Genomic DNA, 9,548 nt, shown 5'->3' on the forward strand with positions numbered 1-9,548 from the left:
AAGCGCGACAAACAAGGAAGTTAGGTCTATGTCAAATATGTACCATAGTGCTCCCTCTGCCTATGATTATCCATTACTGGTCAAGCAGCTCTTAAACCGTGCAAAAACAGTGTCACAAGACCAAGAGATTGTCTATGCGGACAAAAAGCGACTCACTTACAAGGACTTGTTTGAGCGTATCAATCGCTTGGCTAACGTACTCGCAGACCTGAACCTTGATGCAGGCGATATCGTTGCCGTTATGGACTGGGACAGCAATCGCTATCTTGAGTCTTATTTTGCGGTACCGATGTCAGAGTATGTTCTACAAACTGTCAATATCCGTCTATCACCAGAAAAAGTCCTTTATACCATTAACCATGCCAAGCCTAAAGTGCTGATGCTCAACTCTGAGTTTGCGCCATTGGTCAAAGACTATCAATTTGAAAATTCTAGTATCGAGCACATCATTTGGCTGGACGACAATGGTGTGACCGCTGAAGGGGTTTTTGGCAGTAATCAAAGCCGCGTGACAGGCGAGTATGAAGCATTGCTAGAAGCTGCTGATAGTCATTTTGACTTTCCAGACTTTGATGAAAATACCATCGCGACGACCTTTTATACCTCAGGTACGACAGGGGATCCAAAAGGCGTTTTCTTTAGTCACCGTCAGTTGGTACTGCACAGTCTAGCAGAAGCCGCAACATTGGGTATGCTACCAAATAAGCAAGGTGTCAGCTACGGCGATGTCTATATGCCGATGACGCCGATGTTCCACGTACACGCATGGGGTTTCCCATTTACAGCAACGATGGTGGGTCTAAAGCAAGTCTATCCAGGACGTTATGCACCTGATAGCTTGCTGGATTTGATCATCAATGAAAAGGTGAGTATCACACATTGTGTGCCAACGATTTTGCAGATGGTGCTCAAAGAGGCGCAAGATCGCGATGCCAGCTTTAATGGGCTAAAAATGATCATTGGTGGTTCAAGATTGACCGAAGGGCTAGCAAAAACAGCAATGGCTCAAGGCATCGAAGTTTACACCGGCTACGGTATGTCAGAGACGGCACCGCTTATCAGCCTGACTGAATTTAGTCTCAATGAGCCTGAAATGACGGAAGATGAAGACATCGCCCGTCGCTGTATGACAGGTAAGCCAGTGCTTATGGTCGATGCACAAGTATGGGGTGAGGGCAGCAAACCAGTAGGTAAGGGTCAAGAGAATACGGGTGAGCTGGTGCTACGGGCACCTTGGTTGACCCAAAGCTATTTCAAAAATGATGACGCTGGTAAGGAGCTGTGGGAGAGTGGTTATATGCACACTCAAGACATCGCTTACATACGTCCTGATGGTTATATTAAAATCACGGATCGCCTAAAAGATGTGATCAAATCAGGGGGCGAGTGGATCTCATCGCTAGAGATTGAGACTATTTTATCATTGCATCCATCCGTAGCGGATGTCTCAGTGATTGGCGTTCGGGATAAGCAATGGGGCGAGCGTCCGTTGGCTTTGGTGGTACTAAAACCAAATGCTCAAGAAACCAGTGCTGAGGATATCAAAGCCATTGCAGAAAAAGCGGTAGAGCGCGGTATCATTCCTAAATATGGCGTGCCAAGTCAATTTAAATTCGTTGATGAGCTACCCAAAACCTCTGTCGGCAAACATGATAAAAAAGTAATGCGTGAGATGTATGCCAATCAAACCCAGATATAAAAAAGGGGGATGTCTAAGAGTAGAGCGCATTTTTACATTAAAATGTGGGACGTATTACACGCTTAATAGTTGACCTTTGTGGTGAGCTCTGCTACATTTTAAACCGATACGCAACGTATCGGTTTTTTTGATTCTGGCAAGGATGACCAGTATTTCTTCAGACATGACTGACTATCATTGAAATAATATAGCGTTGATAACAGCAGTGGCATGCAAGCATTAAGTCCAGCAATGCTAACGCTCTAACAACCTTTATAAGGTTCAATTATAAAAAACATTGTCTCATTTCTCGTTTATGCTAAGGACAGCTATTATGAGCGACCACGCCCAACACTCAGTCTCCTCTCAAACGGCAGAACAGCCCAAGTTTGCTGATATTTATCATAAATCCATTGATGATAGAGAGTCGTTTTGGGCTGAACAATCAAAGCGCATCTACTGGCATAAAGAGCCTGAGCAGATTCTCGATGACAGCAATCTGCCTTTTGCGAAATGGTTAGTTGGCGGTGAAACCAATCTTTGCTATAACTGTGTCGATCGTCATCTAGCAGACCGTGCAGAGCAAGATGCCTTTGTGTGGGTGTCATCAGAGATCAATCAAGAGTTAATAGAAACCTTTCCAGCGGTCGTTGATTCGTTTAAAGATCTGGGCAATAACGTTGAGTTTTATACAGATTATGCCAAGCGCCGCCTGACTTATAATGATTTATACAAAGAAGTGAATTACTTCGCAGACGTGCTACAGCGTCATGGTATTGGCAAAGGCGACCGTGTCATTATCTATATGCCAATGATTCTAGAAGCAGCATATGCCATGCTGGCTTGTGCTCGCATTGGTGCTATACACTCAGTCGTATTTGGCGGATTTGCCGCGCATAACTTGGCGATCCGCATGGATGATGCTGAGGCAAAAATGGTCATTACAGTGGATGCAAGTCTGCGTGATGGTAAGGTTATTAACTATAAAAATCTCGTCAATCAAGGCGTTGAACAAGCAACAACCAAGCCTGAGCATGTATTAGTTGTCAATCGTGGTATTTTACCGTTTGAGCCTAGAGGTGTTGACGTCGATTATGCGACTGAACGACGTCACAGCTGCGAGGCCCATGCAGTTGTGGCACCAGTTTGGCTTGAATCCAACACACCGTCCTATCTGCTTTATACCTCTGGTACGACTGGCACACCAAAAGGGGTGCAACGTGATACTGGTGGTTATGCAGTCGCGCTGACGACATCGATGGATTATGTCTATGATGGTAAGGCAGGCGAGACATTCTGGGCGATATCAGATATTGGCTGGGCGGTTGGGCATTCGTATACGATTTATGCGCCACTGCTAGCGGGTATGACCAGTGTTATGTACGAAGGCTTACCACACTTACCGAACCCAGGTATCTGGTGGCGTATTGTTGAAGCTAACAAAGTTAATATTCTATTTACGGCGCCTACAGGCGTACGTATGCTCAAAAAGCAAGATGAAAGCTGGATGACGCGCTACGATGTGTCTAGTGTCAAGTCGTTCTTTTTGGCAGGTGAGCCGCTTGATGAGTCAACGGCTAATTGGTTATCTCAGCATTTAGGCGTACCGATTCTAGATCACTATTGGCAGACAGAATCTGGCTGGCCGATCTTGAGCCATACACCAAAATTCAATCATAAACCGCACAAGCAGGGCTCGCCCGGCTATCCTATGTATGGCTATGAAGCGAAAGTCCTCAATGAGGAAACAGGTGAACCTTGCAGGGCGGGTGAAAAAGGGTTGCTTGCGATTAAAGCGCCACTACCACCTGGCTGTCTCACCACGGTATGGCGTAACGATGAGCGCTTTGTCAGCAGCTACTTTGGTCTCTTTGATGGCCAGCAGTATTCTACCTCAGACTATGCAGTGACAGATGAAGACGGTTACTTTTATATCTTGGGGCGTACCGATGACGTGATAAACGTCGCAGGCCATCGAATAGGCACGCAGGAGATAGAAGAAGCAATCAGCACCCATCCAGAGATGGCAGAATGCGCTGTGGTAGGCATCCAAGATGAGCTAAAAGGCGAGCTACCAATTGCGTTCTGCGTCCTAAAAGATCAATCGCAAGTCGAAACCACCGAAAACCGCTTCCGCATTGAGCAGCAAGTCATAGGTGCTGTGGTCAAATCCTTAGGCGGTATTGCAAGGCCGGCGGCCATTTATTTCCCGCAGGCATTGCCAAAGACGCGCTCTGGCAAAATCCTACGCCGATCTATTCGGGCGTTAGCAGAGGACAGGCCTACAGGCGACATGTCGACGCTTGATAATCCAGCCGCTATTGATGCGATTAAACAATCGATGAAGGATTATTAGTTGGTATAGGCTAGCAACTATGTTGGTTCCGCCTAAAAACTAGGTTGATCTTATTAGAAGCTCATGAGCAATCATGGGCTTTTTTGTTTCTGCTATTTAGATAAATCCCCTTTAACAAAACAAACTTAGCGAAAATTTTGATAAAGCGCTTGACCGTAAAATTGATTTATTGTTATAGTCAATAACGATACAAAATAAATCATTTTAAAATTTGGTTTTCTATAAATATTTTACAAATAACTATTTATAGCGCTTAACTTTTAATGAATACTCAGATACCGTCACACGGTAGTCTAGCAAAAAAGATAAGGATATCTTATGCACCACGTTCAGCAGCTCATCAATGGTCAGTTCGTACAATCAAATACCGACGAATGGATTGATATCACCGATCCAGCAACTCAAGAAGTCATCGCAAAAGTCCCTCAAACCACCAATGATGAGATTAATCAAGCGGTTGCCGCCGCACAGACAGCGTTTGAAACCTGGCGCAAAACGCCAATCACCACACGTGCGCGTATCTTTTTGACCTATCAAGCACTTATTCGCGAGCATATGGATGAGTTGGCAGAAATCTTGACCGCAGAGCAAGGCAAAACGATTGCTGATGCGCGCGGTGATGTGTTCCGCGGCCTAGAAGTGGTAGAGCATGCCGCTGGTATCGCCAATTTGCAAATCGGCGACTTTGTAGAAAACGTCGCATCAGGCGTTGATACTTATAGTATTTGGCAACCACTGGGTGTTTGTGCTGGTATTACGCCATTTAACTTCCCCGCGATGATTCCGCTATGGATGTTCCCAATGGCGATTGCTACGGGTAATACATTCATCCTAAAACCGTCTGAACAAGATCCGATGGTGACTATGCGCCTCGTGGAGCTAGCGATTGAAGCGGGAGTACCAGAAGGCGTGCTGAACGTAGTGCACGGTGGCAAAGCTACAGTTGATGCTATCTGTGATCATCCAGATATCAAAGCGGTTTCTTTTGTGGGTTCTACCAACGTTGGTAAACATGTCTATGAGCGTGCCAGCCAATCAGGTAAGCGCGCCCAATGCATGATGGGTGCAAAAAACCACGGTGTTATCTTGCCTGATGCCAATAAAGAGCAAACGCTCAATCAGCTAGCGGGCGCGGCGTTCGGTGCCGCTGGTCAACGCTGTATGGCATTGTCAGTGGTCGTGCTAGTGGGCGCAGCTGGTGAATGGATTGACGAGATTAAAGCCAAAGCAGAAAGCTTGGTCGTCTCAGCAGGTAAAAATGACAAGGATTTGGGGCCGTTGATTTCGCCTGCTGCGAAGGCCCGTGTCGAGCATTTGATTGCGACTGGGGTAGAAGAGGGCGCAAGCTTGATACTTGACGGGCGCGGAATCACCGTTGAAGGGTTTGAAAAAGGCAACTTTGTTGGGCCGACTATCTTTGATAATGTCACAAGCGACATGCAAATCTATAAAGAAGAGATCTTTGGCCCTGTGCTGTGTATTATGCGCGCTGATAGCTTAGATGAAGCAATTGCACTGCTTAATGCCAATCCACATGGCAATGGTACCGCGATATTTACCCAGTCAGGAGCGGCAGCTCACAAATTCCAACAAGATATCCAAGTCGGTCAAATCGGTATTAATTTGCCGATTCCTGTGCCACTTCCAATGTTCTCATTCTCAGGTTCACGTGGCAGTAAACTTGGCGACCTAGGTCCTTATGGCAAGCAAGCCGTACAGTTCTATACTCAGACGAAGACAGTGACGGCACGTTGGTTCGATGATGAAGCGAGCCGCGGTGTTAACACGACGATTTCGATTTAATCGTCGGATTACTGTATTTTCGGTATAACGTTAATACGACTTGCGGTACTATTGAACGCAATTTTATTATCGTTATGCCGTTATCATATAGCGCTAATGTCCTATAAAATCTCTGACCAGCGTTTTTATTGACGTTTATCTGAGATTTAAGCCCTCTATTTGATCTATAAGAACAAGGATGACCCTATGGATTTTTCATTGACCGATGACCAAGTTGCTTTTCGTCAAACAGCCCGTCAGTTTGCGCAAAAAGAGCTTAAACCGAATGCTGCTGAATGGGATCGCACCTCGCATTTCCCAGTGGACATCATCAAAAAATCTGGTGAGCTTGGCTTTTTGGGACTATACACCAATCCAGAATATGATGGCTTGGGCCTGCCAAGACTCGACTCAGCAATGGTATTCGAAGAGCTGGCATGGGGTGATACGTCCGTGGCGGCCTATATGAGCATTCATAATATGGCCGCCTGGATGATTGGTGAGTATGGTAGCGAACCCTTATGCAAAAAATACTTGCCCAATATGGTCAGCGGTGAGTGGCTTGGCAGCTATTGCTTAACAGAGCCAAATGCAGGCTCTGATGCGGCCTCACTCCGTACCAAAGCGGATAAACAAGGCGACCATTACGTACTGAACGGCGAAAAAACCTTTATCTCTGGCGCAGGCTCGACCGATGTATTGGTGGTGATGGCGCGTACTGGTGGTGCTGGGCCAAAAGGTGTATCAGCGTTTGTTGTAGATGCCAATAGTGCTGGTATCGAATATGGCAAAAACGAGCATAAGATGGGCTGGAAAGCACAGCCGACACGAACGATTAGCTTTAAAGATGTCAAAGTCCCAGCAGAAAACCTGATAGGTGAAGAAGGTCAAGGATTTCGTATCGCGATGAAAGGTCTAGACGGTGGTCGTATCAATATCGGTATTTGCGCGGTAGGAACGGCGCAGGCTGCATTAGAGACGGCAACCAGTTACGTACAAGAGCGCAGTCAATTTGGCAGTCCAATTGCTAGCTTACAGTCAGTACAGTTTAAACTTGCTGATATGTTGACTCAGACCATCGCTGCACGGCAAATGCTCTACCTTGCGGCGAGTAAAGTCGACAACAATGATGGGCAAGCATCTACCTACTGCGCAATGGCCAAACGTCTCTCCACCGACCTTTGTTTCGATGTTGCCAATGAAGCTCTGCAATTGCACGGCGGCTATGGTTATCTAAATGAATATCCACTTGAGCGCCATGTACGCGATTTGCGTGTGCATCAAATCTTAGAAGGCACCAATGAGATCATGCGCGTGATTATTTCACGTCAGGTCTTGCAAAATGAAGGGCTAAACCAGCTGCGCTAATTTATCTCCCTTTACTAAAACAAGGATGTTTTATGACAGAGTATACCAATCTACAGCTATCAATTGAGGGTCATACCGCAACATTGACGTTGAACAATCCACCTGCACATACGTGGACGATGGATAGTCTGCATGCACTTAAGCAGCTCATCACAGATATCAATACCAATGACGATGTCTACGCCTTAATCGTGCATGGAGATGGTGAAAAATTCTTTTCAGCGGGTGCAGATTTAAACAATTTTTCAGACGGTGATAAAGGCCGCGCCATAAGTATGGCAATTGCATTTGGTGAGGCGTTCGAAGCATTGTCTGCTTATCGAGGTGTCAGTATCGCAGTTATCAATGGCTATGCCATGGGCGGCGGGCTTGAATGTGCGCTCGCGTGTGATATCCGCATTGCAGAAGCGCACGCCCAGATGGCGCTGCCAGAGACGGGCGTGGGATTACTGCCCTGTGCAGGCGGTACGCAAAACCTACCTTGGCTAGTGGGTGAAGGTTGGGCCAAGCGCATGATACTGTGCGGTGAGCGCGTTGATGCAGATACCGCACTGCGTATCGGTCTGGTTGAAGAGGTCACTACAAAAGGTGAGGGACTACAAGCTGCTCAAGATTTGGCAAAAAAAGTCGCAAAGCAATCACCTGTTGCTGTTAGTTATTCCAAAACGCTTATTCAAGCAGCCAGAGACACGCCACCTGCGCAAAATCTTATTCATGAGCGTGAAGCTTTCGTTAAGCTATTTGACACAATGGATCAGCGTGAAGGGGTGCAAGCCTTTTTAGAAAAGCGTCAACCCAATTGGCAAAACAAATAAGCATTGCTTAAAATGCTTGGGTCATAACACTCATGACATTATTTAACTTTTTAACTTTGTAGGTCACTTTTATGACAGCAGCTACCGACGATACCCAAAACTCTTCGAACAATACCGAGCAAGAGGCATCTGTATTGTTTAATACTGAACCAACAGATTGCGGGCATTTGATTGGGATAATGACACTTAATACCCCAAAATCGCTTAATGCGCTCAGTGTTGATATGTGTCAACTGCTAGCAGCGCAGTTAGAGGAGTGGCAAGCGGATGACCAAGTAGTGGCGATTGTGTTAAAAGGTGCAGGCGATAAGGCCTTTTGTGCAGGCGGTGATATTCGTAAGCTCTATGACAGCATGTCTACCAGTGCGCCGATACCAAACCCTTATGCCACTGAGTTTTTCAGTCACGAGTATCGTCTATATCGTCAAATGCACTTTTACTCAAAACCATTAATACTTTGGGGTGATGGCATCATCATGGGCGGCGGTATGGGGCTGATGGCAGGATGCAGTCATCGTATTGTCACTGAGCGCACACGTTTTGCTATGCCTGAGATTACTATTGGCTTATTTCCTGATGCCTCAGGCAGTTGGTTTTTGCAGCGAATGCCCGCCAAAACAGGTTTGTTCTTAGGCTTGACTGGCGCGATGTGTAACGGCAATGACGCGCTGTTGGCCAACCTAGCAGAGTATGCTGTTGCAAGTCATGATTATGATGCTGTCATACAACGTCTTAAGCAGAGCGACTGGCAAACGCTCGATAGTGCCAGTAGTTCAAACAAGTTCCATCATAATAGTGCGCATAGTATCGTCAGCCGTGCACTTGCTGAGCTGCCAGTAGCCGAGTTGTCTGATAGTAAGCTCGCGACCTACTGGCAGCCTATCCAAAAATTGATGAACAGTGGCAGTTTGGCAGATATCGATGCATTGCTACAAAGTGATGAAGCGCTCATACAACTGAGCAAAGATTTTGCAGAAGACAGTTGGACTCAGCGAGCAGTTGCAACCTATCGTCATGGTTGCCCAGTGACAGCAGCGTTAACCTATGCGCTATATCATAAAGTCGCTGATTTATCGATAGAACAAGTTTTATATTTAGAAACCAACGTGGCGGTACATTGTGCAGCCAATCCTGATTTCAAAGAAGGTGTGCGTGCATTATTGATTGATAAAGATAAAGATCCGCAGTGGTCGCGCTCGTTGGCAGACTGCGTAAGTGTAGAAGGCCAAGCGTATATCGATAAGCACTTTGCCAATCCTTATCCAAAAGGTGAGCACCCTCTAGAAGATTGGCTGGGTGAGGAAGCTTTGGGCAGTCAGTATGTGCGCTAATTATTTACAGACAACTCAAAAAGTAAGACAGACAGCGTTTTTTAATACTTTTAAAAAAGCATTGTAAAACATAACGTAAATATATTAGGGCGTGTTGAACATTCGACCATGGCACTGACAGCGACTATTTTTTAGGCGATTCGATGTTAAAAATAATAAGTTTAGTCATTCTAAGCGCTTATTTTTAACGATGAAGCGGCAAAAAAGAGTCCTGTCCC

The 9,548-nt window shown here is 46.0% G+C and carries 6 protein-coding genes; all 6 read left to right on the plus strand.

The window, feature by feature from the left end:
* Positions 1 to 28: 28 nt before the first annotated feature.
* The 6 genes from BTW00_RS02485 (at position 29) to BTW00_RS02510 (ending at position 9,330) form a co-directional block, all read left to right on the plus strand.
* The gene (locus BTW00_RS02485; protein ID WP_075106067.1) at positions 29 to 1,699 is read left to right on the plus strand and encodes a fatty acid--CoA ligase; all 1,671 of its coding nucleotides are present in this window, start codon (positions 29 to 31) and stop codon (positions 1,697 to 1,699) included.
* 313 nt (positions 1,700 to 2,012) lie between these two features.
* A complete protein-coding gene (locus BTW00_RS02490; protein ID WP_075106068.1) occupies positions 2,013 to 4,034 on the plus strand; it encodes a propionate--CoA ligase in 2,022 nt (673 codons plus the stop codon).
* 318 nt (positions 4,035 to 4,352) lie between these two features.
* Positions 4,353 to 5,837 (plus strand): CoA-acylating methylmalonate-semialdehyde dehydrogenase, encoded by a 1,485-nt coding sequence (locus tag BTW00_RS02495; RefSeq protein ID WP_075106069.1) that lies wholly within the window; start codon positions 4,353 to 4,355, stop codon positions 5,835 to 5,837.
* 186 nt (positions 5,838 to 6,023) lie between these two features.
* Positions 6,024 to 7,184 carry an acyl-CoA dehydrogenase family protein gene (locus BTW00_RS02500; protein WP_075106070.1) on the plus strand — a complete coding sequence of 387 codons (1,161 nt, stop codon included), beginning with the start codon at positions 6,024 to 6,026 and terminating at the stop codon, positions 7,182 to 7,184.
* Between the two features lie 32 nt (positions 7,185 to 7,216).
* Entirely contained in the window at positions 7,217 to 7,999 is a 783-nt protein-coding gene (locus tag BTW00_RS02505) for an enoyl-CoA hydratase (protein ID WP_075106071.1), read from the plus strand.
* Between the two features lie 71 nt (positions 8,000 to 8,070).
* Positions 8,071 to 9,330 carry an enoyl-CoA hydratase/isomerase family protein gene (locus tag BTW00_RS02510; RefSeq protein WP_075106072.1) on the plus strand — a complete coding sequence of 420 codons (1,260 nt, stop codon included), beginning with the start codon at positions 8,071 to 8,073 and terminating at the stop codon, positions 9,328 to 9,330.
* Positions 9,331 to 9,548 lie beyond the last annotated feature (218 nt).

The organism is Psychrobacter sp. C 20.9, from assembly GCF_001921765.1.
Lineage (GTDB): Bacteria > Pseudomonadota > Gammaproteobacteria > Pseudomonadales > Moraxellaceae > Psychrobacter > Psychrobacter piscatorii_B.